We start from the raw sequence: 22415 nt of genomic DNA on the forward strand, positions 1-22415 counted from the left end.
TTTTATTGTCACCCGCTTTTCACATTTTATTTACCAGTTGTCGTTTTTGTGATCTGGATTGTAGTACAACTCAAAGCGATTGTACTACTATCGGCTCACGGTATGGCGAACGGCTCGCATATTTGTACTTCAATAGTGCGGACTTTTACGCCAACGGGGATAAAGTAGTGGTAAAGCAACTCCTTAAAGGATCTGAGATGACCATTACCAAAACGGACCGCATCATCGCCACCCTTGGGCGGCAGATTGTCAGCGGCAAATATGTCCCTGGCGCAGGGCTGCCTTCCGAGGCTGACCTGTGCGAAGAGTTTGAAACCTCGCGCAACATTATCAGGGAGGTCTTTCGCTCCCTGATGGCGAAGCGGCTCATTGAGATGAAGCGCTATCGCGGGGCGTTTGTCGCGGCACGCAACCAGTGGAACTACCTCGACACCGAGGTGTTGCAGTGGGTATTAGAGAACGACTACGACCCTCGGCTGATCAGCGCGATGAGCGAGGTGCGTAACCTGGTCGAACCGGCCATTGCCCGCTGGGCGGCCGAGCGAGCCACCTCCAGCGACCTGGCTCAGATTGAGGCGGCGCTCAACGACATGATCGCCAATAACCAGAACCGGGAGGCGTTCAACGAAGCGGATATTCGCTATCACGACGCCGTGCTGCAGTCGGTGCACAACCCGGTACTCCAGCAGCTGACGGTAGCGATTGGCTCCCTGCAGCGGGCAGTTTTTGAACAGACCTGGCGCGGTGACGAAGCCAACATGCCGAAGACGCTTCAGGAACATAAGGCGCTGTTTGATGCGATCCGGCATCAGGACGGCGATGCAGCAGAGCAGGCGGCGCTAACTATGATCGCCAGCTCAACCCAAAGGCTCAAGGAAATAACATGACATCACGCTATATCGCTATCGACTGGGGCTCTACCAATCTTCGCGCCTGGCTCTATCAGGGCGATGAGTGCCTGGAGAGCAGGCAATCCGAAGCGGGCGTAACCCGCCTGAACGGGCGAACCTTCGAGGCGGTATTAGCGCAGATCACCGAGGGTTGGGCGCAGGAAAATACCCCCGTGGTGATGGCAGGCATGGTCGGCAGCAATGCCGGCTGGGTTAACGTCCCGTATCTGCCTTGCCCGGCCCGCTTTGACGACATTGGCCAGCAGCTTACCGCCGTTGCCGACAATATCTGGATCGTTCCCGGACTGTGCGTCAATCGGGAAGATAATCACAACGTGATGCGCGGCGAAGAGACCCAGCTGCTCGGCGCGCGCGATCTTCAGCCTGCCCAGGTTTACGTCATGCCCGGTACCCACTGCAAATGGGTGCTGGCAGATAGTGAGCAGGTGAGTGATTTCCGCACCGTGATGACCGGCGAGCTGCACCACGTGCTGCTCAACCATACGCTGGTAGGCGCGGGCCTGCCTGAGCAGGTTGCCTCTCCGGACGCCTTTACCGCCGGTTTAACCCGCGGTCTTGATGCCCCCGATCTGCTGCCTCGCCTGTTTGAGGTCCGCGCTTCCCACGTGCTCGGCACGCTGGCGCGGGAACAGGTGAGCGAATTTCTTTCCGGCCTGCTGATAGGCAGCGAAGTGGCGAGTATGAAAGCCTGGATCGCGCCGCAGCAGACCATCACTCTCGTCGCCAACCCCTCGCTGACCGCGCGCTATCAGCAGGCGTTTGCCCTGCTGGGCCACGATACGCAGGCGCTACGCGGCGACGACGCATTTCAGGCAGGTATAAGGAGCATCGCTCATGCAGTGGCAAAATAAACTCCCGCTGATCGCAATTCTGCGCGGCATCACGCCAGAAGAGGCGCACGCCCACGTGGCGGCGGTGATCGAGGCCGGGTTTGAAGCGGTCGAAATTCCGCTTAACTCCCCGCGCTGGGAAGAGAGCATTCCGGCGATGGTGAAAGCCTTTGGTGATAAAGCCTTAATTGGCGCGGGCACGGTATTAAAGCCCGAGCAGGTCGATACGCTCGCCGAAATGGGCTGCACTCTGCTAGTGACCCCCAACATCAATCCGGAAATTATCCGCCGGGCGGTGGCATACGGCATGGCGGTCAGCCCTGGCTGTGCCACGGCGACCGAAGCCTTTACGGCGATTGAGGCCGGTGCTCAGTCGCTGAAAATATTCCCGTCTTCCGCGTTTGGTCCGGACTACATCAAAGCCCTGAAGGCCGTGCTTCCGCCGGAAATCCCTGTGTTCGCCGTGGGTGGCGTCACGCCGGACAACCTGTCCCAGTGGATCAAGGCAGGCTGTGCCGGTGCCGGACTGGGCAGCGATCTCTACCGTGCCGGACAATCCGTGGAGCGCACCGCGCAGCAGGCAGCCGCATTTGTAAAAGCGTATCGAGAGGCAGTGCAATGAAAATTACTAAACTAACCACCTACCGTTTACCTCCGCGTTGGATGTTCCTGAAAATCGAAACCGACGAAGGCGTAGTGGGCTGGGGTGAACCGGTGATCGAAGGCCGGGCGCGTACCGTTGAGGCTGCCGTTCACGAGCTGGGCGAGTACCTGATTGGCCAGGATCCCTCCCGTATCAACGACCTGTGGCAGGTGATGTACCGCGCGGGCTTCTACCGTGGCGGCCCGATCCTGATGAGCGCCATTGCCGGTATTGACCAGGCGCTCTGGGACATCAAGGGTAAAGTGCTGAATGCGCCGGTCTGGCAGCTGATGGGTGGCCTGGTGCGCGATAAAATTAAGGCCTACAGCTGGGTGGGCGGCGATCGCCCGGCGGACGCGATTAACGGAATTAGTAAGCTGCGCGAAATTGGCTTCGATACCTTTAAATTAAACGGCTGTGAAGAGCTGGCGATCATCGACGACTTCCGTAAAGTCGAAACCGCGGTAAATACCGCCGCGCAGATCCGCGAAGCCTTTGGCAATAAGATTGAATTTGGCCTCGATTTCCACGGCCGCGTCAGCGCGCCAATGGCGAAAATTTTAATTAAAGAGCTGGAGCCGTACCGTCCGCTGTTTATTGAAGAGCCGGTGCTGGCCGAGCAGGCGGAATACTATCCGAAGCTGGCTGCGCAGACCCATATTCCGATTGCTGCCGGGGAGCGTATGTTCTCACGCTTCGAGTTCAAGCGCGTGCTGGAAGCGGGCGGTCTGGCCATTCTCCAGCCCGATCTCTCCCACGCTGGGGGCATCACCGAGTGCTACAAAATTGCCGGTATGGCGGAAGCGTATGACGTGGCGCTGGCCCCACACTGCCCGCTTGGCCCGATTGCGCTGGCGGCCTGCCTGCACGTGGACTTTGTCTCCCACAACGCGGTGTTCCAGGAGCAGAGCATGGGGATTCACTATAACCAGGGCGCGGAGCTGCTCGACTTTGTGAAAAACAAAGAGGACTTCAACATGGAAGGCGGCTTCTTTAAACCGCTGATGAAGCCAGGCCTGGGCGTAGAGATTGACGAAGAGCAGGTTATTGCCCGCAGTAAAGACGTGACCGACTGGCGTAATCCGCTGTGGCGCCATGAAGATGGCAGCGTAGCGGAGTGGTAAATGCGCGTCATACTTCGCACTGATGGTGCGTTGGCTGCGTTTCCTTACCCCGGTCACATACTTTTGTATGCTCCCGGGGATAAGAAAACTTGCCGCCTTCCCTCAGCACGAATTATTTAACGCATTCCAATTAAGTTTTTAATTAAAAAATCAAATACACCCTCTGTAATTTACAGGGCATGGTGAGCGGCCTCGCTATGCCCAAAATCTGGAGACAGATTACGATGGATATTTCAGTTACTGCTGCAAAACCCGGACGTCGTCGTTATCTGACGCTGTTCATGATCTTTGTTACCGTAGTGATTTGCTACGTTGACCGCGCCAACCTGGCGGTGGCATCAGCCCATATTCAGGAGGAGTTTGGCATCACCAAAGCGGAGATGGGCTACGTCTTCTCTGCCTTTGCGTGGCTCTATACCCTGTGTCAGATCCCCGGCGGCTGGTTCCTTGACCGTGTTGGCTCACGCCTCACCTACTTTATCGCCATCATGGGCTGGTCGGTTGCGACCCTGTTCCAGGGCTTTGCTACCGGCTTGATGTCGCTGATTGGCCTGCGTGCTATCACCGGCGTGTTTGAGGCCCCGGCATTCCCAACCAATAACCGGATGGTGACCAGCTGGTTCCCTGAGCATGAGCGCGCCTCGGCGGTGGGCTTCTACACTTCCGGGCAGTTTGTGGGTCTGGCGTTCCTGACGCCGATGCTGATCTGGATCCAGGAGATGCTGAGCTGGCACTGGGTGTTTATCATCACCGGCGGGATAGGCATTATCTGGTCGCTGATCTGGCTGAAAGTCTATCAACCGCCGCGCCTGACCAAAGGTATCAGCACCGCGGAGCTGGACTACATTCGTGACGGCGGCGGTCTGGTAGATGGCGATGCCCCGGTTAAAAAAGAGGCGCGTCAGCCTCTGACTAAGGCAGACTGGAAGCTGGTATTCAACCGCAAGCTGGTGGGTGTCTATCTCGGTCAGTTCGCCGTAACTTCCACGCTGTGGTTCTTCCTCACCTGGTTCCCGAACTATCTGACCCAGGAGAAGGGCATCACCGCGCTGAAGGCGGGCTTTATGACCACCGTACCGTTCCTTGCCGCCTTCGTAGGGGTGCTCCTCTCCGGTTGGCTGGCTGATAAGCTGGTGAAAAAAGGCTTCTCCCTCGGCGCGGCACGTAAAACGCCGATCATCTGCGGGCTGCTGATCTCCACCTGCATCATGGGAGCCAACTACACCAACGATCCGGTGTGGATTATGACCCTGATGGCGATTGCGTTCTTCGGCAATGGTTTTGCGTCGATCACCTGGTCGCTGGTCTCCTCCCTTGCGCCGATGCGTCTGATTGGCCTTACCGGCGGCGTATTTAACTTTGTTGGCGGCCTGGGTGGTATTACCGTGCCGCTGGTAGTGGGCTATCTGGCGCAGGGTTACGGTTTTGCCCCGGCGCTGGTCTATATCTCCGCCGTAGCGCTGCTCGGCGCGCTCTCCTACATCCTGCTGGTGGGTGAGGTGAAACGCGTAGGCTAAACCCCCGCAATGCTATACCCTGATGCGACATCTGCGCATCAGGGTATCCTCATGAAACAAATCACCTTCGCTCTCCGCAATCATCAGCTTACCAATATCAATACCTGGACCCCCGACAGCCAGTGGCTGGTGTTTGATGTGCGTCCCTCAGGAGCCTCCTTTACCGGGGCGACCATCGAGCGGGTCAACGTGGAGACCGGAGAGGTAGAGACGCTCTACACCGCGACCCAGGACGCGCACGTTGGCGTGGTGACCGTTCATCCGGCCGAAGAGAAATATGTCTTTATCCACGGGCCGCAAAATCCGGATGAGAGCTGGCAGTACGATTTTCACCATCGCCAGGGCGTTATTGTGCAAAACGGCAGGGCGAGCAACCTTGATGCGCTGGATATCACCGAACCCTATACGCCTGGCGCGCTACGCGGTGGCAGCCATGTGCATGTCTTCAGTCCGGACGGCGACAAGGTCAGCTTTACCTATAACGATCACGTGCTGCACGAGCGCGACCCAAGGCTGGATCTGCGCAACGTTGGCGTTGCCGTGCCCTTTGGCCCGGTCACGCCTGGGGGCAACCATCCGCGTGAGTACGCTGGCAGCCACTGGTGCGTGCTGGTCAGCCGCACGACGCCAACGCCTGCACCCGGCAGCGACGAGATCAACCGCGCCTATGAGGAGGGCTGGGTAGGTAGCAGTCGGCTCGCCTTTATTGGCGACACGCTGGCGCTGAACGGTGAAAAAGTGCCTGAGCTGTTTATCGTCGACCTGCCCACTGACGAGCAGGGCTGGAAGCAGGCGGGAGATGCCCCGCTGGCTGGAACGCCAGACACGATGCCGTCGCCACCTGCGGGCGTGCAGCAGCGACGTCTCACCTTTACCCACTCGCGTCGTTATCCTGGGCTGGTCAGCGTGCCGCGCCACTGGGTGCGCAGCAACCCGCAGGGCACCGAGATTGCCTTTTTAATGCGTGACGATGCAGGAGTGGTGCAGCTCTGGCTGATTGCCGCAGAGGGTGGCGAGCCGCGTCAGCTAACCCATAATGCAACGGACATCCAGTCGGCGTTTAACTGGCACCCCTCCGGCGCAGCGCTTGGCTTTGTGCTGGAGAATCGGCTGGTGCTTTGCGATAGCGCGACTGGCGCAATCATGTTTTTAACCGATGATAACCCCGAGCACCAGCCCTCGACCGATGCGGTAGTCTTCTCGCCAGATGGTAAGAAGATCGCGTGGATGGCACTGGCCGCAGGCTTCCGCCAGCTCTGGGTGGCCGATACCGGCCTCTAATCAGTAAGAGCGAATTTAAGGTGCGGGCATGGCCGCAGGTGGAATAACGGAGTTGGTTGCCAGGTTGGCCTCCTCCGCCTTCTCGACGCGAGATTTTACCGAGCTGTCTTTGCGGAACATATCCCAGGGCAGCAGCAGCGTATCGGCTACGGCAGTAAATGGCATATCCAGCACCACGAACGATTTCACCGCCAGGTTCGCGTCGTCATCCATCAGCATTTTTGAGCTGGCGCGTGTGCCGGGGTAGAGTCCCTCTTTGCCGCCGGTATGCGACATCACGCTGGAGCAGCCGCCCAGCGTCACCATTCCGCTGACAATCGCCACTTTTAACAGAATATTTTTCATGATGGTTTTTTTCTTATCATCGTGCACTCCTTGCTTATAGCGACCCTTAAGGGAAATGAATAGCTTTCGTGTGCCGCTCTGTGGCGGCAATCGTAATTTAACGTTAAGTGTCGTAATCCAGTCTAAGCACTGAGTGAGAAAGTGCAAAAAAAAGTCAGACTTTCGCCCTTGAAAAACCGACCGCTGCACCCATTTTTACAACGTAGCCGGAAGAACATGCCTGCGGGGTGTTCTGGTTCTAAGAGCCTGTCCATGGTGGAAGGTTCAAAAATTTCTCGCTGATTTCAGGAGCTTATTGTATGCGTAACTTCGATCTCTCTCCGCTTTATCGTTCTGCCATTGGTTTTGACCGCCTGTTTAACCTGTTAGAAAACAATCAGAGCCAGAGTAACGGCGGCTATCCTCCGTACAACGTTGAACTCGTTGACGAAAACCACTATCGCATCGCGATTGCCGTAGCCGGCTTTGCCGAAAGCGAACTGGAGATCACCGCTCAGGACAACCTGCTGGTGGTGAAAGGCGCTCGCGCGACCGAGCAGAAAGAGCGTAGCTATCTCTATCAGGGTATCGCCGAACGTAACTTCGAACGTAAATTCCAGATCGCTGAGAACATTCACGTTCGTGGCGCTAACCTGGTCAACGGCCTGCTGTTTATCGAACTGGAACGCGTCATTCCGGAAGAGAAAAAACCGCGCCGTATCGAAATTAACTAATTCCCCGGGTCGCCACGGCGGCCCAGATTACACCTTGCTCGCCGTCAGGGAGCAGATGCGCGTCGCATGATGCGTAGAATATTTCTTGCTTCAAAGAAGGAGAAACACCATGCGTAACTACGATTTATCCCCGCTGCTGCGTCAATGGATCGGTTTTGACAAACTGGCCAACGCCCTGCAAAACGCCAGCGAAGGCCAGACCTTCCCGCCCTATAACATTGAGAAGAGCGACGATAACCACTACCGCATTACCCTTGCGCTGGCCGGTTTCCGTCAGGACGATCTGGAGATCCAGCTGGAGGGCACGCGCCTCAGCGTCAAAGGCACGCCGGAAAAACCGGCCAACGAGCCGAAGTGGCTGCATCAGGGGCTGGTGATCCAGCCGTTCAGCCTGAGCTTTACGCTGGCCGACCATATGGAGGTCTCCGGAGCCACCTTCAATAACGGGCTGCTGCATATCGACATCAGCCGCAACGTGCCGGAAGCTATCGCTCCCCAGCGCATCGCCATCAGCGAGCGCCCGGCGCTGAATAGCTAAGCTTGACGATGTAAAAAGGCCCCGCTTGGGGCCTTTTTTGTATCCACTCTGTAGGCCAGGTAAGCGTAGCGCCACCCGGCGGTATACATCTTCGCAAAGGTGATGCGGTATGGCATGCTGATGGTGCTGTTTGAGCGCGATAAACCACAAGGACACCGCATGAAAATTTCTCGCCTCGGTGAAGCGCCGGACTACCGCTTCTCTCTGGCAAACGAGCGCACCTTCCTCGCCTGGATCCGCACCGCGCTAGGCTTTCTGGCGGCGGGCGTAGGCCTCGATCAGCTCGCCCCGGACTTCGCCACGCCGTTTATTCGCGAGCTACTGGCGCTGCTGCTCTGCCTCACCTCCGGCGGGCTGGCGATTTTTGGCTACCTGCGCTGGCTGCGCAATGAGAAGGCGATGCGCCTGAAGCAGGATCTCCCCTATACCTACAGCCTGCTGGTTATCAGCATTATACTGCTCGTCGTGGCAGCGGTAGTGATGGCGCTGGTCTTCTATGCCGGATAGCCGCAAAGCCCGCCGCGAGCAGGACCCCGGCCTGCAGCCCGAGCGCACGTCGCTTGCCTGGCAGCGCACCCTGCTGGGCTACGGCGCGCTGCTGGTGCTGGCGGTAAAGCACAACGGGCAGCAGGCTGGCTCGGCTTTCTGGGTAGCGATTGCTCTGCTGGCGGCGGTGGCGCTGATCCTCTGGCGCTACACCCTGAAGCGCAACCTGATGGACGTGGGTCGCAGCGACTTTTTGCGCACGTCAGCGGTACGGGACAAGCTTCTGGTTGCGTTAGGCGTGCTCTCGCTGGCGCTGCTGTTTGCCGCTACCCACCTCCAGCAGATCGCACTTTTTCTTCTCGCTGCGCTACACGGCAGTTAAAAAAGCGTGCTAAAAAATAGCGGTGCGTTAACTCATCTTCTCAGGCTAACCGTGTATAAGTTTCCGATCGCTGCTGCGTTACTGCTTGCTCCCCCTGCCGTTTATGCTGAACCGCCGCTGACGGCCGCACGCTATGCGGCGCAGCTTGGCGTCGGCATGGACGTTGACTGGGCGCGCACCGAGCGCGGCATCCGCGAGTTCGACCCGCTCGTGGTGCGGGATTTTGCCGCGCAGGGGATAGCGCATGTGCGCATCCGTGTGGCAGGCGAGTCGACGGAGGCGCGGCTCATTCACCTGCGTAAGCTGGTGCAAGCCTGCGAGCACTACGGCGTGATCCCGATTATCTCTTATCAGGCCGATGAGTATAAAAACGATCCCAAACCCGAGACTGAAAAAGAGGTGGTGAACTGGTGGATCGCCGTTGCGCACTACTTCGGCAACAGCTCCCCGCAGCTAGGCTTTGACCTCATTTATGAGCCAGCCGACAAGCTGAATCATAATCTCGCCTCGCTCAATCGCGTCTACGAAAAAACAGTTAAAGCCATTCATGACATTAACGCCCAGCGCATGATATTTATCGCGCCGCGCCTGCGGGCCGAACCGGAAGATCTCTCCAGTCTGAAGCTGCCAGCGCACAGCCAAAATTATCTCCTGGCGGAGTGGCATATCTTCCCTTGGGGGCCGCTAAAGAGTAACGGCAGATATCCGTGGACATCGGGTACAGCGGCGGAGAAGGCAGCGATTCGAAATCGCATCAGCGTCGCGCTGCGCTGGCAGCAAAAAACCGGACACGTTAGCTGGGTGGGAGGCTGGGGTGTAGGTGGATCCAGCCGCGTCACCCCTACCGCGTCACAAATGGCCTTTGCAGCCTTTATGGCCTGTGAGCTACAGCAGGCAAAAATTCCTTACGCCATCAATACTGATTCGCAGTTTTACGATGGCGAGGAGGGGGCGTGGCGTCCGGTAGCCGAACCACTGCTGAAGACAATGGTGGCCCCGATATGTGAAAAGCCCGGCGAGAAGCCGGGCCATCATAATGTTAAACAGGCTGTTCGTGATGCGGCACGCGCGACGCCAGCGGCAGCCAGCACAGTAAAATTAGCAGCCCCATCAGGGTCATCAATAAACCCAGACTAGTTTGTCCGGTTTGCGGCATCATGGCTGAGAACCATGCCAGCGCGCCGGAACCGATATTCTGTAGGCCTCCCACCAGCGCGCCCGCCGTCCCGGCAAGGAATGGGAACGGCTCCATTGCCCCGCTGGTGGCGAGCGGAAAGAGCATCCCCGCGCCGAAAAAGAACAGTGCCGCCGGGATCAGCAGGGTCCAGACGTTCATCATGCCTAACAGGCCAGGGATCCACATCATCAGACCTGCCAGCAGGCAGCTCATCACCGACTGCCACATCAGGGTGGAGAAACGTTTATTCTGGCGTCCGGCAAACCATGCGCCAAAGAAGGCCGCCGGGATCGGCAGAATAAACAGAATGCTTACCACCATACTGCTAAGCCCAAGTCCTGCCCCTAACAGCACGCCGGAGCAGGCTTCAAACACGGCGATACCCGCCAAGCCACTGATCAACATCAGCAGATAGCAATTGAAAGACCCGCTGCCGAAAAGCACTTTGTAGCTGGTGAGCAGTTTCGTGCGCGGTGCGCCTGCGGGTCGGGTCTCGGGCATCCAGCGCGCCATGCTGAAGGCAACGATCACGCACAGCACCAGAAGGAAGGCGAAGCAGGCGCGCCATGACCACAGGGTATTTAGCAGGCCGCCAATCAGCGGGGCCAGCAGCGGGCTTACCAGGATCCCCATGTTCAACAGGCTGTTGGCATGCCGGAGCTGGGTTCCCTGATACATGTCGCGCGGTAAGGTTCGCGCCATTACGCCGCCGACGCCGGTCCCAACACCCTGCAACGCGCTGGCCGCAATTAATACGGTCAGGCTATGGGTGGTCAGGGCAATCAGCGTCGCCACCATGAAAATGCCCATGCCCACTAAAATAACCGGGCGACGCCCCACGCGATCGGATAAGGGGCCATAGACGAGCTGGGAGAGGCCATAGGTTAGCAGATAGGCGGCCATCACGCTTTGCACTGCGCCCTCGCGGACGTGAAGCTCCTTTGCCATGTCGGCAATGGCCGGAATGTAGATGGTTTGCGCCATCTGGCCGACCGCCACCAGTAATACCAGCATCAACAATAAGTTAACGTTCCTTTGTCTTTTCATGTCGCTGAATACTTTTGCCAAATGAGAGAAATAAAGAATAAGTCACTACGCATTCCATAAATGCGCGAGAAATCTACCACAGTACGGCGATAAGTTAAGCATCAGGGCGATGAATGAACAAAAGCGAAAAGGCAGGATTTATGAACAATATTGGCAACTAATATTGCCTGGGTCTTTATGCCAGGCGTAACAGAATCGCCCCGCCGGCAATCCCCAGCGCGGCAGCGATGCGCACGCCAGCAACTCGCTCTTTTAACAGTAAAAAAGCGATAAGCGCGCCAAAAAGTATCGAGGTTTCACGCAGGGCCGCAACCACGGCCAGCGGGGCCTGGGTCATTGCCCACAGCGCCAGGCCGTACGATCCCATGGTTCCCACGCCACCAAACAGCCCTTTCTTCCAGTGCAGGCGCAGGTAGCTGGACGCTTCGCGACGGCGCGCCACCATCGCCCAGCAGAGCAGACAGAATCCGTTCATAAAGAAGGTCCACAGCGTATAGCCCAGCACGGTGTCAGACAGACGCACGCCGGTGCCGTCCACCAGCGTGTATCCGGCGATAAAGCAGGCGTTCAGCAGCGCCAGCCAGACCCCCTTGCGTGACTGCATCCGGCCATTCAGCGCCATGGCCAGTATCGACAGGCAGATGACGCCGATCCCAGACCAGGCGAGCCACGAAAGCGTATCCCCTAATGCGAGGACGCTAATCAGCGCCACCAGCAGCGGGGCCGTGCCGCGCATCAGAGGATAGGTCTGGCTCATATCAGAGACATGGTAAGTTTTTGCCACCAGTACCGTATACACCACCTGTAACGCACAGGAGATCGCTAAAAAAGGCCAGCTGGCGGCAGAGGGCTGTGGTGAGAAGGGCAACAGGATCAGGGCGATAAGCGTGGCGGAGCCGCTAACGCTGATGGCGGCATAGAGTTTATCCGTTCCGGCTTTGACGATAGCGTTCCAGCTGGCATGCAGCAGGGCAGCGAACAATAGAATGCAGAAAACAGAGAGTGTCATAGCGAACCGGATGGTGAATTGTCATACAACTGTAACACTTAACCCTGCTCCGGCAGCGTTTTTGTTTTGCAATGAAACGTGATCGTTCACGCATTTTCATCGCCGCTGCGATAAAACGATTGTCACGCCGCACAAGCTGTGTTTGTATAAATTCAGCTAATAAATACACAACACAACAAAACAGGCCCCTAATGAACCCAGCCATGCTGACATCGACTCTACTACGCACCGCGCCATCTGCCGCGGTCGTCGTCGTGCGTGTGGTGGTGGTCGTCGGCATAGCGCCGTAGGGTCCGGAACACACGATTCCAAAACCCCGCCGGCGCAAACCGGGCGGGGTTTTTCGTTTAGACCGCCCGGAAAGTCGGCCCAGAATTAAAGGACTGGAGCATGGCAAGTTTGGGCACAACCTCGCAGGCAAGGCGCTTTACTGGCGCACAGTTAATCGTTCATTTACTGGAGCGCCAGGGCATCTCCATCGTCACCGGCATCCCAGGCGGCACGGTGCTGCCGCTGTACGACGCTCTGAGTCAAAGCACGCAGATCCGTCATGTCCTGGCCCGCCACGAGCAGGGTGCAGGCTTTATCGCGCAAGGCATGGCGCGCACCCAGGGGAAACCCGCCGTCTGTATGGCCTGTAGCGGGCCGGGGGCCACTAACCTGGTGACCGCCATCGCCGACGCGCGCCTCGACTCCATTCCGCTGGTCTGCATCACGGGTCAGGTTCCCTCGTCGATGATCGGTACCGACGCGTTTCAGGAGGTGGACACCTACGGCATCTCTATCCCCATCACTAAACACAACTATCTGGTGCGCGACATCCGCGAGCTGCCGCAGGTCATTAGCGACGCGTTCCGTATTGCCCAGTCAGGCCGTCCCGGCCCGGTGTGGATAGATATTCCTAAGGATATTCAGACCGCCGAGATCGAATTAGACATTCTACCGGAGCCAGGTGATACCGCCCCCGCCCCGGCGTTCAGCATTGAGAGCGTGCGTGAGGCGGCGGCGATGATTAACCAGGCCCAGCGCCCGGTACTCTACCTGGGCGGCGGGGTGATCAATGCGCCGGAGCAGGTGCGGACTCTGGCGGAAAAGGCCAGTCTGCCGACCACCATGACGCTGATGGCGCTCGGCATGCTGCCGAAACAGCATCCGCTGTCGCTGGGCATGCTGGGGATGCATGGCGCACGCAGCACCAACTTTATTCTGCACGAAGCCGATCTGCTGATAGTCATGGGCGCGCGTTTTGATGACCGGGCGATCGGCAAGACCGAAACTTTCTGCCCGAACGCCAAAATTATCCATGTCGATATCGACCGCGCCGAGCTGGGTAAAATCAAACAGCCACACTGCGCTATTCAGGGCGATGTCGGCGAGGTGTTAGAGCAGCTGATCCCGCTGATTGCAGAGGATACGCGTGACGCCTGGCGCGATACCGTGGCGCAGCTGCAACAGGAGTTTCCGGCTAACATGCCGGGCGCGGACGATCCGCTGAGCCACTATGGGTTAATTAATGCCGTCGCGGCCTGCGTTGATGACAGTGCGATTATCACCACTGACGTAGGGCAGCATCAGATGTGGACCGCTCAGGCCTATCCGCTTAACCGCCCGCGCCAGTGGCTCACCTCCGGTGGGTTAGGCACAATGGGCTTCGGCTTACCGGCAGCTATTGGCGCAGCGCTGGCCAACCCCGAACGCAAGGTGCTCTGTTTCTCCGGCGACGGCAGCCTGATGATGAACATTCAGGAGATGGCGACCGCTGCTGAAAACCAGCTCGATATCAAAATCATCCTGATGAATAACGAGGCGCTGGGGCTGGTGCATCAGCAGCAGAGCCTGTTCTACAAGCAGGGCGTGTTTGCCGCTACCTATCCCGGCATGATCAACTTTATGCAGATCGCCGCCGGGTTTGGCCTGCAAACCTGCGATTTAAACGCTGCGGCCGATCCGCACGCGGCCCTGCAGGAGATCATCTTCCGTCCGGGTCCGGCGCTGATCCATGTTCGTACCGATGCCGAGCAAAAAGTCTATCCAATGGTTCCGCCGGGCGCGGCCAATACTGAAATGGTGGGAGAATAAGCCATGCCACAATCAACACATGACAACGTTATTCTGGAACTCACCGTCCGCAACCACCCTGGGGTGATGACCCACGTCTGCGGTCTCTTTGCCCGGCGCGCCTTTAACGTCGAGGGCATTCTCTGTCTGCCGCTACCGGGTGGAGAGCAGAGCCGCATCTGGCTGCTGGTGGCGGACGATCAGCGGCTGGAGCAGATGATTAGCCAGATCGACAAACTGGAAGATGTGGTAAAAGTGGTGCGGAACCAATCCGATCCCACCATGTTTAACAAAATTGCCGTCTTTTTCGAGTAGATTACTCGCCTTCGGAGTCAGGGGTGATCGCCTTGACCGAGCCGTTCCGGCAGTGGATAGCATACTCTGCCGGTAGCGGGCGATCGCTGATCAGCACGTCAAACTGCGCGAGTGGGGCGATGCTGGCGGGGGCCACCTCATCAAAGAGCGCGTAACGCGCCAGCAAGATTTTGCGGATGCCATGCTCCATCGCTTTGCGCTTCACTGGCAGATCGTCGAGGTTGAACCAGGTCACGCCATAGTGCTCGTGTACGCCGCTGGCGGAGATAAATACCTTGCGCGGGTTGAGCGAGTCGAGAATCGACGGGTTGTTGGGATCGTAAAAGGCGTCGCTCTTTGCGCGGTAGGTGCCGCCGCAGAGCATGGCGGTGGCGTTGGGCTTGGCGTTCAGCGCCATAAACACCTGATGCGAGTAACAAATCCCGGTGAAGGTAATCTCGTCGGGGATCATATCGATCACCAGCGGCATCTCCGGGCCGTTGTCGAAAAACACCAGATCGTTCTCACTCACCAGGCCTGCGGCGAGGATCGCAATCGGCATATCATCCCGGTGATGGCGGCGCGTGGCTGCGGCGACGGGTTGGCTGGTGGCCGGAGCAGCAGGCTTGTTCACCATCACGATATAGCCCCCGAGCAGCGCCAGCGGCAGCGGCTCATCCTCCTGGCTAAAATCACGACGAATGGTCATAACGGAAACCTCCAGCATCCGCGCCGCATCTTTGAGATGGATGCGGTCGGTCTTTTTGAGCAACTCCGTCAGGCGACGAATACGCTCCTTCTGCTTGGTTTCCATTCTCTCTCTCCGCTTTACCAGCCTAATCATCTTCTTATGTTTCTAAAGTAACATTTTCCGCTCAGAGCGGGAATGACGCTGGATCAAATGTTGCTGTAATCGCGAGCGGAGTCACAAATGATACTAAAATAACATGATAATGTTACGATAATATCATTGTTAAGTGTTTGTTTCTGAGAGGTAGGAAAATGGATATCGCAGTCATCGGCTCCAACATGGTGGATTTAATCACCTACACCAACCAGATGCCGAAAGAGGGTGAAACCCTTGAAGCACCGGCGTTCAAGATTGGCTGCGGCGGTAAAGGTGCCAACCAGGCCGTTGCTGCAGCGAAGCTCAACTCCAAAGTGCTGATGCTGACCAAAGTGGGCGATGATATCTTTGCCGACAACACCATCCGTAACCTCGAGTCGTGGGGCATCAATACCACCTACGTAGAGAAAGTGCCGTGCACCAGCAGCGGCGTCGCGCCTATTTTTGTTAATCCTAACTCCAGCAACAGTATCCTGATTATTAAAGGGGCAAACAAATTCCTCTCGCCAGAAGATATCGATCGCGCCGCTGAAGATCTAAAGAAATGTAAGCTCATTGTTTTACAGCTCGAAGTGCAGCTGGAGACGGTCTATCACGCTATTGAATTTGGGAAAAAGCACGGCATTGAGGTGCTGTTAAATCCGGCCCCGGCGCTGCGCGAGCTGGATATGTCCTACGCCTGCAAATGTGATTTCTTTGTGCCGAATGAAACCGAGCTGGAAATTCTCACCGGCATGCCAGTCGACAGCTACGACAATATTCGTCGCGCCGCCCGCAGCCTGACCGATAAAGGGCTGAACAATATTATCGTCACCATGGGCGAGAAGGGTGCACTGTGGATGACCCGTGATACGGAAGTACATGTCCCGGCGATCAAAGTGAATGCCGTCGACACCAGCGGCGCGGGCGATGCCTTTATTGGCTGCTTTGCCCACTACTACGTCCAGAGCGGTGATGTAGAAACCGCCATGAAAAAAGCCTCGCGTTTCGCGGCCTTCAGCGTAACGGGCAAAGGCACCCAATCGTCCTATCCCAGCATTGAGCAGTTCAATGAGTTTCTGGCGATAAACGAATAATAAAAAAACCCTACACTGTAAAAGGTAGCACTATGAACGATAAAAACATCGTTCAGATGCCCGATGGGTATCTGAATAAGACCCCTCTGTTCCAGTTTATTTTGTTATCGTGCCTGTTCCCATTATGGGGCTGCGCCGCAGCGTTAAATGATATTTTAATTACGCAGTTTAAAAGCGTATTTTCCCTCAGTAACTTCGCCTCTGCCTTAGTGCAGAGTGCGTTTTACGGCGGCTATTTCTTAATTGCTATCCCGGCATCGTTGGTGATTAAAAAGAGCAGCTATAAGATTGCTATTTTAATTGGCCTGACGCTCTATATTGTCGGCTGTACGCTCTTTTTCCCGGCGTCGCACATGGCAACCTACACCATGTTCCTCGCCGCGATTTTTGCTATTGCCATCGGCTTAAGCTTCCTTGAGACCGCCGCCAATACCTACAGCTCAATGCTGGGGCCAAAATCCCACGCCACGCTGCGCCTCAACGTGAGCCAGACTTTCTACCCGATCGGGGCAGCGGCGGGCATTCTACTCGGCAAGTACCTGGTCTTCTCCGAAGGCGACAGCCTGGAGAAGCAGATGGCGGGCATGACGCCAGAGCAGATCCATAACTTTAAAGTGCTGATGCTGGAGAACACCTTAGAGCCGTATAAGTACATGATCATGGTGCTGGTCGTGGTGATGGTGCTGTTTATGTTAACCCGCTTCCCGACCTGCAAGGTGGCGCAAACGGCGAACCGTAAGCGCCCGTCGGCAATGGACACCCTGCGCTATCTGGCGGGCAACGCCCGTTTCCGCCGCGGCATTCTGGCCCAGTTCCTCTATGTTGGTATGCAGGTTGCGGTCTGGTCGTTCACCATCCGCCTGGCGCTGGAGCTGGGAGATATCAACGAGCGGGATGCTTCTAACTTTATGGTCTATAGCTTTGCCTGCTTCTTCATTGGCAAGTTCGTGGCCAACATTCTGATGACGCGCTTCAACCCGGAGAAGGTGCTGATCCTCTACTCTGTTATCGGGGCGCTGTTCCTGGCCTACGTTGCATTGGCCCCGAGCTTCAGCGCGGTCTACGTGGCGGTGCTGGTGAGCATTCTGTTTGGGCCATGCTGGGCCACCATCTACGCTGGCACGCTGGATACGGTGGACAACGAGCATACCGAGATGGCGGGGGCAGTGATCGTGATGGCGATTGTCGGCGCGGCGGTGGTTCCGGCGGTGCAGGGCTACGTAGCAGATATGTTCCACTCGTTACAGCTCTCATTCCTCGTCTCTATGCTTTGCTTTGTCTACGTTGGGATCTATTTCTGGCGTGAAAGCAAAGTGCGTCGTGAACTGACCCCAGCAACCGCTTCTTGAGGAGAACTGCTATGAAAACCTGTTTGCCACTGTGGCGTGAGCTTTTTACCACGCAGCCGCGAACGCTGCTGGAGAACGGCGACTTTACGGTCAGCGCCTTCCGCTACCCGAGCGGCGTTGAAGGCCTGAGGGTGGCAAACGCCCGCGGTCACCTGGTGATCTTACCCTGGCTGGGGCAGATGATCTGGGACGCGGAGTTTGATGGCCACGAGCTGACCATGCGCAACATGTTCAGCCAGCCGAAGCCAGCCAAAGAGATTGTCGAAACCTATGGCTGCTTTGCCTTCCACTCGGGCCTGCTGGCGAACGGCTGCCCCTCCCCGGAGGACACCCATGCGCTGCACGGCGAAATGGCCTGCGCGGCGATGGACGAAGCCTGGCTGGAGATCGACGGTGATACGCTGCGCGTCGGGGGCCGCTACGAGTATGTGATGGGCTTCGGCCATCACTACCTGGCGCAGCCCGCGGTCACGCTGCGTAAAGCCAGCGCGCTGTTTGATATCGATATGACGGTCACTAACCTGGCCTCGGTGGCGATGCCACTCCAGTATATGTGTCATATGAACTATGCCTATATTCCCGAGGCGACCTTCAGCCAGAACCTGCCGGATGAGGCGCTGGCACTGCGGGAGTCCATACCGGCACATGTGAAACCCACCGAGCAGTGGCTGGCGTTCAACCAGCGTATCCAGCAGGGTGAGACCACGCTGAAGACGCTGAGCGAGCCGGCGTATTACGATCCGGAGATTGTCTTCTTTGCCGACAGGCTGGATCGCTACACCGCGACGCCGGAGTTTCAAATGATCTCCCCGGACGGCACCACCTTTGTGACCCGGTTCTCCAGCGCAGAGTTCAACTATGCAACGCGCTGGATTTTGTACAACGGCGATCAGCAGGTCGCGGCGTTTGTCCTGCCAGCGACCTGCCGTCCGGAAGGATTCCTGGCGGCACAGGCCAACGGCAGCCTGCTGACGCTGGCCCCGCAGGAGAGCCGCAGCTTCAAAGTGACAACCGGGATAGCGCACTAAAGAGACTGTATGCGTCGCCGCGTTTACCCGTATGATAAGCGTTCTGGCACAGGGCAGGAGCTTTCATGATTTGGTTAACGCTGGCGACGCTGGTTATTGTTTTTGTAGTAGGTTTTCGCGTTTTGACCTCAGACTCGCGGCGGGCGGTGCGTCGTCTGAGCGAGCGGCTGGGTACTACACCGATGCCGGTTGAATCGATGATCGATCAGCTGGGTAAAGCCGCAGGCGCGGAGTACATTCAGTACCTCTCTCGTCCGGACGAGGCACATCTCCAGAATGCCGCCCAGACGCTACTGATCTGGCAGGCGTGCATTGTCGATAGCAGCGAGCAAAACCTCCACTACTGGCACCGCACGCTGCAAAAGGCCCGTCTGGCCGCGCCGCTGACCGATGCCCAGGTGCGTCTGGCGCTGGGTTTCCTGCGCGAGCTGGAGCCGGATATGGCCGACATCAACAATTTCCAGGTGCGCTACAACGCATTCTTTATGCCTGACGAGGGCGTCCACTGGCTGCATTAAGCAGCGTAACGCCGGATGGCGCTACGCTTATCCGGCCTACACATCATGCTCGATCCTGTAGGCCTGGCAAGCGCAGCGCCGTCGGGCGCAAACAATTGCACATTTCACTGTATAAGTTGCTAAAACGTTAAATGCGTCACACTCAGAATGTTACACTGCGCGACTTTACCGCAATGTGACGTTGCCTGGAGGCAAAATGAGTGAGCATTTACAGGGAAAACCCCACCCGGAACTGGCCCGGCCAAACTGGTCAGCCGTCTTCGCCGTCGCCTTTTGCGTGGCCTGCCTCATCACCGTAGAGTTTCTGCCGGTCAGCCTGCTGACGCCGATGGCGCAGGATTTGGGCATCTCCGAGGGCACCGCCGGACAGTCGGTCACCATGACCGCCTTTGTTGCCATGTTCGCTAGCTTGTTTATCACCCAGACCATTCGCACCACCGATCGCCGCTACGTGGTGCTGATCTTCTCGGTGCTGCTAACTCTCTCCTGTTTGCTGGTGTCGTTTGCCAACAGCTTTACCCTGCTGCTCATCGGGCGCGCCTGCTTAGGCCTCGCTCTCGGCGGTTTTTGGGCCATGTCCGCTTCGCTCACCATGCGGCTGGTCCCGATGCGTGTGGTACCCAAAGCGTTGTCGGTAATTTTTGGCGCGGTGTCGATTGCGCTGGTGATCGCCGCGCCGCTGGGCAGTTTCCTCGGCGGCATCATTGGCTGGCGAAACGTCTTTAACGCGGCGGCGGTGATGGGGATCGTCTGTACGCTGTGGGTCTGGAAAGCGCTGCCCTCCCTGCCAGGCGAGCCGATGCAGCACAAGGAAAATATGTTTGGCATCCTCAAGCGGCCAGGCGTGCTGGCGGGGATGACTGCCATATTTATGGCCTTTGCCGGTCAGTTCGCCTTCTTTACCTACATCCGCCCAGTCTATATGAGCATGGCAGGCTTTGACGTCGATGGCCTGACGCTGGTGCTACTCAGCTTTGGTATTGCCAGCTTTATCGGCACCTCAATGTCATCCGCGTTCCTGAAAAAATCGCTGAAAACGGCGCTGGCCGTTGCACCCCTGGTGCTGGCCCTTAGTGCCCTGACGCTGATCCTGTGGGGCAGCGATAAAATCGTCGCTTCTGTGGTGGCGGTAGTGTGGGGATTAGCCTTTGCGCTGGTGCCGGTGGGCTGGTCGACGTGGATCACCCGCTCGCTGGCGGATCAGGCGGAAAAAGCCGGATCGATCCAGGTTGCGGTGATCCAGCTTGCCAATACCTGCGGTGCGGCAGTCGGCGGCTACGCACTCGATAACCTCGGCCTGCTCTCGCCGCTGGTGCTCTCCGGCAGCCTGATGCTGCTGACGGCGCTGCTGGTGGCTGCGAAAGTACGCGTCAAAGGGTAATAAACGTAGGCCCGGCAAGCGCTAGCGCCGCCGGGCGTTAATTGTCAGAACCACGCTTCCCACATCGCGCCGACGTTGAACGAGTCGAGATTGCTCTCCTCCGTGCCGTTAACCCGTGCAGTGCGGTCGTTATCCACCTGCCCGCCGGTGACGTAGAAGCGCAGCATTGGACGGAACTCCGGCCCCATCGCAATTGAGATGTTCTGCGACAGCGTCAGCTTCCAGCCGTGGTTATCCCCGCCCTGGTCAAAATCGACCCGCTGATAGCCCGCTTCCAGCCAGGTAGAGTGCACGTCGTTCCACCAGTACATCGGACGCACGATCGCGCCGTAGTTGCGTCGGTTATCCACGCTATTGGCATCATTGTCATAGTCGTGGAAGGCGAGCAGGTACTCAATCTGCGCCTGCTGGGTAAACTTATAGTTACCCTCGAAGCTGGCGTAGATCGCCGTCAGGTCGTCGGTTTTGTTATAGACGCTGTTATCTGAGTTGTCCGAGTAGCGGGCAATTACCTTGTTTACCCCTTTCTCACCGGTGTGGCTCAGCACGACGCCGCCCTGCCAGGCATTTTTACGCTCGTCGGTGTCTACCGCCTTCGAGTCAAAGCCGTAGTTGGCGTACAGCTCCAGATCCAGCGGGCCGACCTTCATGCCGTGCACTTTGGAGGTAATGGCGTAGTTGCCTTTATCACCGGTGCCGGAGCCGCCGGTACAGGTGATACGCGACGGGTTGCCCTCATCGTTCATCACTTCCGGACTACAGGACTCCACCGCCGCTACTGCCGCGACGTCAAACTGCACGCCGCCGATGTCGAAATTTTTCACCCCTGCGCCCTGGCCGTCGTGGTTCATCCAGAAGTAGTCGTTGATCCCCTGCTGCGGACGCTGGTGGAAATCACGGCCCGCCCACAGGTAGGCGTTGGGGTTGGACTCCAGAATGTTAGTCACCCCGGCGTAGGCTTTTTTCAGGTTCACCTCGTCGCCCCAGTGATCGAACATCACGTTGATGTCCCAGATCGCGCCGTTATCGCCTTTAAAGGCTTTCGAGAGCTGGAATTCACCGCCGTTGCCCTCGTTGCCCAGACGACCGATGGCGGAGGAGCCGTTATAGGATCCGTCAACGCCAACGAATTTCTGATCGCCGCCCTGGAACTGCGCCCCGTAGCGGGCATAGCCGCTAAACTTCACGCCAAAGGGGATTGCCATATCCGGCGACTGGGCCGCCGACTCCGGCTCGGTGATCACGTCGGCCTTTTTATCTACCGCTACATCAATTTTCTTTTGCCGCTCCGCGAGGGCTTTATCTACCGCTTTTGCCACAATCGCGTCGATCTGTTCCTGAGTAAACTCCTGGGCGCTGACTGAACCAGAGCAAAGGGCAGCCATAACCGCCAGCGCGACTGGAAGTTTTTTATTGATATTCATTTTTTGTCTCGATCTAATATATTATTTTTAGACAATAACTATCCCGCCGCTTGATGCGGAATAGTTGCGCTATCACCATTAATTGTGAGGTACAGATTACTTAAAAACTGACTGACTATTTCTCCATAATTAATTAACGTTGATAAAGACGAATAATCTCTTCCGATAGCTCACGGGCCAGCAGTGACGTCATTAAATGATCCTGGGCGTGAACCATAATTAAGGTCATTGGCTGGCGGGCTTCCCCGGCATCCTGCTCGATCAGTTTGGTCTGCATATGGTGCGCCTGACGAGCGTAGCCGTCCGCCTCGCGCAGCAGGCTGTTCGCCTCGTCAAAGTTGCCTTCGCGCGCGGCGTGCAACGCCTCGAAGCAGAGGCTGCGCGACTGTCCGGCGTTGACGATAATCTCCATGACGGCCTCTTCCAGTTCAATCATC

Annotated in this window: 25 protein-coding genes and 1 other annotated feature; of the genes, 19 read left to right on the forward strand and 6 right to left on the reverse strand. The window is 57.3% G+C overall.

Annotated features, from left to right (window positions below):
- The first annotated feature begins 197 nt into the window (after window positions 1-197).
- From dgoR to RTM13_RS08610, 6 genes are all read left to right on the forward strand, one after another.
- Complete coding sequence (gene dgoR, locus RTM13_RS08585) at window positions 198-887, forward strand: D-galactonate utilization transcriptional regulator DgoR (protein ID WP_312211650.1); 690 nt, start codon at window positions 198-200, stop codon at window positions 885-887.
- On the forward strand, window positions 884-1762 hold the full coding sequence (locus RTM13_RS08590) for a 2-dehydro-3-deoxygalactonokinase (protein WP_312211651.1): 879 nt from the start codon (window positions 884-886) through the stop codon (window positions 1760-1762). Before dgoR ends, RTM13_RS08590 begins: the two co-directional genes overlap by 4 nt.
- Window positions 1746-2363: a 2-dehydro-3-deoxy-6-phosphogalactonate aldolase gene (locus RTM13_RS08595; RefSeq protein ID WP_312211652.1), complete on the forward strand. Its 618-nt coding sequence runs from the start codon at window positions 1746-1748 to the stop codon at window positions 2361-2363. The genes RTM13_RS08590 and RTM13_RS08595 overlap by 17 nt, the downstream gene beginning before the upstream one ends.
- Complete coding sequence (gene dgoD / locus RTM13_RS08600) at window positions 2360-3508, forward strand: galactonate dehydratase (RefSeq protein WP_312211653.1); 1149 nt, start codon at window positions 2360-2362, stop codon at window positions 3506-3508. The genes RTM13_RS08595 and dgoD overlap by 4 nt, the downstream gene beginning before the upstream one ends.
- 179 nt (window positions 3509-3687) lie before the next feature.
- Window positions 3688-5025, forward strand: a complete 1338-nt coding sequence (locus tag RTM13_RS08605) for an MFS transporter (RefSeq protein WP_312211654.1) — start codon at window positions 3688-3690, stop codon at window positions 5023-5025.
- 51 nt (window positions 5026-5076) lie between these two features.
- A complete protein-coding gene (locus RTM13_RS08610) occupies window positions 5077-6306 on the forward strand; it encodes a DUF3748 domain-containing protein (RefSeq protein WP_312211655.1) in 1230 nt (409 codons plus the stop codon).
- 15 nt (window positions 6307-6321) lie between these two features.
- Here RTM13_RS08610 and RTM13_RS08615 read toward each other — a convergent pair whose 3' ends face one another.
- Window positions 6322-6651 carry a YceK/YidQ family lipoprotein gene (locus tag RTM13_RS08615; protein WP_312211656.1) on the reverse strand — a complete coding sequence of 110 codons (330 nt, stop codon included), beginning with the start codon at window positions 6649-6651 and terminating at the stop codon, window positions 6322-6324.
- A gap of 231 nt (window positions 6652-6882) precedes the next feature.
- Window positions 6883-6957 (forward strand) — a sequence feature (ROSE (Repression Of Heat Shock gene Expression) occurs in the 5'-region of heat shock genes and acts as an RNA thermometer to modulate expression.).
- Between RTM13_RS08615 and ibpA the strand changes: the two genes are divergently transcribed.
- The 5 genes from ibpA (at window position 6951) to RTM13_RS08640 (ending at window position 9907) form a co-directional block, all read left to right on the forward strand.
- Window positions 6951-7364: a small heat shock chaperone IbpA gene (gene ibpA, locus RTM13_RS08620; protein WP_042393452.1), complete on the forward strand. Its 414-nt coding sequence runs from the start codon at window positions 6951-6953 to the stop codon at window positions 7362-7364. (Overlaps the previous feature by 7 nt.)
- Before the next feature lie 109 nt (window positions 7365-7473).
- Window positions 7474-7902 (forward strand): small heat shock chaperone IbpB, encoded by a 429-nt coding sequence (gene ibpB, locus RTM13_RS08625; RefSeq protein ID WP_103820562.1) that lies wholly within the window; start codon window positions 7474-7476, stop codon window positions 7900-7902.
- A gap of 159 nt (window positions 7903-8061) precedes the next feature.
- A complete protein-coding gene (locus tag RTM13_RS08630) occupies window positions 8062-8409 on the forward strand; it encodes a DUF202 domain-containing protein (protein ID WP_312211657.1) in 348 nt (115 codons plus the stop codon).
- Window positions 8399-8770 carry a DUF202 domain-containing protein gene (locus RTM13_RS08635; protein WP_312211658.1) on the forward strand — a complete coding sequence of 124 codons (372 nt, stop codon included), beginning with the start codon at window positions 8399-8401 and terminating at the stop codon, window positions 8768-8770. Before RTM13_RS08630 ends, RTM13_RS08635 begins: the two co-directional genes overlap by 11 nt.
- A 51-nt stretch (window positions 8771-8821) precedes the next feature.
- Window positions 8822-9907 (forward strand): cellulase family glycosylhydrolase, encoded by a 1086-nt coding sequence (locus tag RTM13_RS08640; protein ID WP_312211659.1) that lies wholly within the window; start codon window positions 8822-8824, stop codon window positions 9905-9907.
- On the opposite strand, the gene emrD is transcribed toward RTM13_RS08640, so the two are convergent.
- Window positions 9810-10994 (reverse strand): multidrug efflux MFS transporter EmrD, encoded by a 1185-nt coding sequence (emrD, locus tag RTM13_RS08645; RefSeq protein ID WP_312211660.1) that lies wholly within the window; start codon window positions 10992-10994, stop codon window positions 9810-9812. The two genes, RTM13_RS08640 and emrD, sit on opposite strands and share 98 nt — an antisense overlap.
- A gap of 175 nt (window positions 10995-11169) precedes the next feature.
- Window positions 11170-12003, reverse strand: coding sequence for an EamA family transporter (locus RTM13_RS08650; RefSeq protein WP_312211661.1), 834 nt, complete (start codon window positions 12001-12003; stop codon window positions 11170-11172).
- 191 nt (window positions 12004-12194) lie between these two features.
- Here RTM13_RS08650 and ivbL point away from each other — a divergent pair, with 191 nt between their 5' ends.
- The 3 genes from ivbL (at window position 12195) to ilvN (ending at window position 14376) form a co-directional block, all read left to right on the forward strand.
- Window positions 12195-12293: an ilvB operon leader peptide IvbL gene (gene ivbL / locus RTM13_RS08655; protein WP_144818304.1), complete on the forward strand. Its 99-nt coding sequence runs from the start codon at window positions 12195-12197 to the stop codon at window positions 12291-12293.
- 100 nt (window positions 12294-12393) lie between these two features.
- Window positions 12394-14082: an acetolactate synthase large subunit gene (ilvB, locus tag RTM13_RS08660; RefSeq protein ID WP_312211662.1), complete on the forward strand. Its 1689-nt coding sequence runs from the start codon at window positions 12394-12396 to the stop codon at window positions 14080-14082.
- Between the two features lie 3 nt (window positions 14083-14085).
- Window positions 14086-14376 carry an acetolactate synthase small subunit gene (gene ilvN, locus RTM13_RS08665; protein WP_312211663.1) on the forward strand — a complete coding sequence of 97 codons (291 nt, stop codon included), beginning with the start codon at window positions 14086-14088 and terminating at the stop codon, window positions 14374-14376.
- Between the two features lies 1 nt (window position 14377).
- On the opposite strand, the gene RTM13_RS08670 is transcribed toward ilvN, so the two are convergent.
- Window positions 14378-15169: a DeoR family transcriptional regulator gene (locus RTM13_RS08670; RefSeq protein ID WP_312211664.1), complete on the reverse strand. Its 792-nt coding sequence runs from the start codon at window positions 15167-15169 to the stop codon at window positions 14378-14380.
- 188 nt (window positions 15170-15357) lie between these two features.
- Between RTM13_RS08670 and rbsK the strand changes: the two genes are divergently transcribed.
- The 5 genes from rbsK to nepI all read left to right on the forward strand — a co-directional run bounded on the left by rbsK (window position 15358) and on the right by nepI (window position 20554).
- A complete protein-coding gene (gene rbsK / locus RTM13_RS08675; RefSeq protein ID WP_312211665.1) occupies window positions 15358-16278 on the forward strand; it encodes a ribokinase in 921 nt (306 codons plus the stop codon).
- A 32-nt stretch (window positions 16279-16310) separates the two neighbouring features.
- A complete protein-coding gene (gene fucP, locus RTM13_RS08680; RefSeq protein WP_312211666.1) occupies window positions 16311-17627 on the forward strand; it encodes an L-fucose:H+ symporter permease in 1317 nt (438 codons plus the stop codon).
- An 11-nt stretch (window positions 17628-17638) separates the two neighbouring features.
- Window positions 17639-18655: an aldose 1-epimerase family protein gene (locus RTM13_RS08685; protein WP_312211667.1), complete on the forward strand. Its 1017-nt coding sequence runs from the start codon at window positions 17639-17641 to the stop codon at window positions 18653-18655.
- 65 nt (window positions 18656-18720) lie between these two features.
- A complete protein-coding gene (locus RTM13_RS08690) occupies window positions 18721-19173 on the forward strand; it encodes a DUF1198 domain-containing protein (protein ID WP_409456033.1) in 453 nt (150 codons plus the stop codon).
- Between the two features lie 196 nt (window positions 19174-19369).
- Window positions 19370-20554: a purine ribonucleoside efflux pump NepI gene (gene nepI / locus RTM13_RS08695; RefSeq protein ID WP_312211668.1), complete on the forward strand. Its 1185-nt coding sequence runs from the start codon at window positions 19370-19372 to the stop codon at window positions 20552-20554.
- Window positions 20555-20598: 44 nt separating this feature from the next.
- Here nepI and RTM13_RS08700 read toward each other — a convergent pair whose 3' ends face one another.
- Both RTM13_RS08700 and RTM13_RS08705 read right to left on the reverse strand, forming a co-directional pair.
- On the reverse strand, window positions 20599-21978 hold the full coding sequence (locus tag RTM13_RS08700) for a carbohydrate porin (protein WP_312211669.1): 1380 nt from the start codon (window positions 21976-21978) through the stop codon (window positions 20599-20601).
- 133 nt (window positions 21979-22111) lie between these two features.
- The gene (locus tag RTM13_RS08705; protein WP_042393431.1) at window positions 22112-22414 is read right to left on the reverse strand and encodes a PTS lactose/cellobiose transporter subunit IIA; all 303 of its coding nucleotides are present in this window, start codon (window positions 22412-22414) and stop codon (window positions 22112-22114) included.
- Between the last annotated feature and the right edge of the window lies 1 nt (window position 22415).

Origin of the sequence: Pseudescherichia sp., assembly GCF_031979925.1 — a bacterium.
In the GTDB taxonomy this organism is placed as follows: domain Bacteria; phylum Pseudomonadota; class Gammaproteobacteria; order Enterobacterales; family Enterobacteriaceae; genus Pseudescherichia.

Coding starts and splice junctions, on each gene's coding strand:
- RTM13_RS08700 (WP_312211669.1), bottom strand. CDS start 21,978: ATGAATATCAATAAAAAACTTCCAGTCGCGCTGGCGGTTATGGCTGCC.
- RTM13_RS08685 (WP_312211667.1), top strand. CDS start 17,639: ATGAAAACCTGTTTGCCACTGTGGCGTGAGCTTTTTACCACGCAGCCG.
- ibpA (WP_042393452.1), top strand. CDS start 6,951: ATGCGTAACTTCGATCTCTCTCCGCTTTATCGTTCTGCCATTGGTTTT.
- RTM13_RS08650 (WP_312211661.1), bottom strand. CDS start 12,003: ATGACACTCTCTGTTTTCTGCATTCTATTGTTCGCTGCCCTGCTGCAT.
- RTM13_RS08635 (WP_312211658.1), top strand. CDS start 8,399: ATGCCGGATAGCCGCAAAGCCCGCCGCGAGCAGGACCCCGGCCTGCAG.
- dgoD (WP_312211653.1), top strand. CDS start 2,360: ATGAAAATTACTAAACTAACCACCTACCGTTTACCTCCGCGTTGGATG.
- nepI (WP_312211668.1), top strand. CDS start 19,370: ATGAGTGAGCATTTACAGGGAAAACCCCACCCGGAACTGGCCCGGCCA.
- RTM13_RS08690 (WP_409456033.1), top strand. CDS start 18,721: ATGATTTGGTTAACGCTGGCGACGCTGGTTATTGTTTTTGTAGTAGGT.
- ilvN (WP_312211663.1), top strand. CDS start 14,086: ATGCCACAATCAACACATGACAACGTTATTCTGGAACTCACCGTCCGC.
- RTM13_RS08705 (WP_042393431.1), bottom strand. CDS start 22,414: ATGATTGAACTGGAAGAGGCCGTCATGGAGATTATCGTCAACGCCGGA.
- dgoR (WP_312211650.1), top strand. CDS start 198: ATGACCATTACCAAAACGGACCGCATCATCGCCACCCTTGGGCGGCAG.
- ilvB (WP_312211662.1), top strand. CDS start 12,394: ATGGCAAGTTTGGGCACAACCTCGCAGGCAAGGCGCTTTACTGGCGCA.
- emrD (WP_312211660.1), bottom strand. CDS start 10,994: ATGAAAAGACAAAGGAACGTTAACTTATTGTTGATGCTGGTATTACTG.
- ibpB (WP_103820562.1), top strand. CDS start 7,474: ATGCGTAACTACGATTTATCCCCGCTGCTGCGTCAATGGATCGGTTTT.
- fucP (WP_312211666.1), top strand. CDS start 16,311: ATGAACGATAAAAACATCGTTCAGATGCCCGATGGGTATCTGAATAAG.
- RTM13_RS08610 (WP_312211655.1), top strand. CDS start 5,077: ATGAAACAAATCACCTTCGCTCTCCGCAATCATCAGCTTACCAATATC.
- RTM13_RS08605 (WP_312211654.1), top strand. CDS start 3,688: ATGGTGAGCGGCCTCGCTATGCCCAAAATCTGGAGACAGATTACGATG.
- rbsK (WP_312211665.1), top strand. CDS start 15,358: ATGGATATCGCAGTCATCGGCTCCAACATGGTGGATTTAATCACCTAC.
- RTM13_RS08595 (WP_312211652.1), top strand. CDS start 1,746: ATGCAGTGGCAAAATAAACTCCCGCTGATCGCAATTCTGCGCGGCATC.
- RTM13_RS08590 (WP_312211651.1), top strand. CDS start 884: ATGACATCACGCTATATCGCTATCGACTGGGGCTCTACCAATCTTCGC.
- RTM13_RS08615 (WP_312211656.1), bottom strand. CDS start 6,651: ATGAAAAATATTCTGTTAAAAGTGGCGATTGTCAGCGGAATGGTGACG.
- ivbL (WP_144818304.1), top strand. CDS start 12,195: ATGAACCCAGCCATGCTGACATCGACTCTACTACGCACCGCGCCATCT.
- RTM13_RS08630 (WP_312211657.1), top strand. CDS start 8,062: ATGAAAATTTCTCGCCTCGGTGAAGCGCCGGACTACCGCTTCTCTCTG.
- RTM13_RS08670 (WP_312211664.1), bottom strand. CDS start 15,169: ATGGAAACCAAGCAGAAGGAGCGTATTCGTCGCCTGACGGAGTTGCTC.